Annotated in this window: 1 protein-coding gene; it reads right to left on the bottom strand. The window is 69.4% G+C overall.

Annotation, left to right across the window (positions count from 1 at the left end):
* Positions 1 to 50: 50 nt before the first annotated feature.
* Entirely contained in the window at positions 51 to 1,298 is a 1,248-nt protein-coding gene (locus FXF60_RS16370; RefSeq protein WP_151527047.1) for an IS256 family transposase, read from the bottom strand.
* Positions 1,299 to 1,364 lie beyond the last annotated feature (66 nt).

Raw genomic sequence — 1,364 nt, forward strand, 5'->3', positions numbered from 1 at the left:
GGTCAAGTCCCGGGTAGTGGTGTAGCGCTGTGCTCCTTCGGCAGGGGTTGTCAGGCGGTCAGCGCGGGTGGGGCATCAGCTCCGATCTCGGGTTCGGTGCTGGGCACGATGTTGATGCGGCAGCGGGCCAGGACCTCGAGTCCGAGGTAGCGGCGTCCTTCGGCCCATTCGTCGGTCTGCTCGGCCAGCACGGCGCCGACGAGGCGGACGATCGCGTCGCGGTTGGGGAAGATGCCCACGGCGTCGGTGCGGCGTCGGATCTCCTTGTTGAGGCGCTCGGCAGGGTTGTTCGACCAGATCTGGCTCCACACGTCCTTGGGGAAGGCGGTGAACGCCAGGATGTCCTCGCGGGCACCGGCGAGGTGCTCGGCGACGGCGGGCAGCTTGTCGGTGACGTAGTCGATGAGCCGGTCGAACTGGGCGTGGACGGCCGGGGCGTCAGGCTGGTCGTACACGCTGTGCAGCATCGCCTTGACCGCCGGCCACATGGACTTGGGTGTCACCGACATTAGGTTCGCCGAGTAGTGGGTGCGGCAGCGTTGCCAGGAGGCGCCGGGCAGGTTGGCCGCGATCGCCTCGACGAGCCCGGCGTGGGCGTCGGAGGTGACCAACCGGACCCCGCTCAGGCCGCGGGCCACCAGATCGGCGAAGAACTCGTTCCACGCCGCACTGGTCTCGGCGGTGGCCACGCGGGTGCCGAGGACCTCGCGGTGCCCGTCACCGTTGACTCCGGTGGCCAGCAGGACCACGGCGTTGATGACGCGCCCGCCCTCGCGCACCTTCATCGTCAGCGCGTCGGCGGCCACGAACGTGAACGGCCCGGCCTGGTCCAGGGGGCGGTGGCGGAACTCTTCGACGAGCTGGTCTAGGTCGGCGGCCATCCGGGAGACCTGGGACTTGGACAACGAGTCGATGCCCAGGGTCTTGACCAGCTTGTCCATGCGCCTGGTTGAGACCCCGGCCAGGTAGCAGTCGGCCACGACGGTGATCAGCGCGGACTCGGCCCGCTTGCGCCGCTCGAGCAGCCACTCGGGGAAGTAGGTGCCCTTGCGCAGCTTGGGGACGGCCACGTCCAAGGTGCCCACCCGGGTGTCCAGGGGCCGGTGCCGGTAGCCGTTGCGCTGCGCGAGGCGGTCGGGGTTGGGGCGGCAGTACTCGGCGCCGACGACAGCGTCGGCGTCCGCGGACAGCAGGCTGTTGATGATCGACTGCAGCAGGTGGCGCATCAGGTCCGGACTCGCCTCGGCCAGGGCTTCGCCAAGCAGGCCGGCAGGGTCGACAATGTGGGGAGCGGTCATCGTGTGACTCCGTTCGAGGGTGCTGTGAGAGGTTCACTCGAAGGATCACGCGGTGGCCGCGTCCTC

Origin of the sequence: Serinicoccus kebangsaanensis, from assembly GCF_008919445.1 — a bacterium.
GTDB lineage: Bacteria > Actinomycetota > Actinomycetes > Actinomycetales > Dermatophilaceae > Ornithinicoccus > Ornithinicoccus kebangsaanensis.

Bases quoted from the DNA above. Each gene is read 5' to 3' on its own strand.
- FXF60_RS16370 (WP_151527047.1), bottom strand. From the start codon at position 1,298: ATGACCGCTCCCCACATTGTCGACCCTGCCGGCCTGCTTGGCGAAGCC.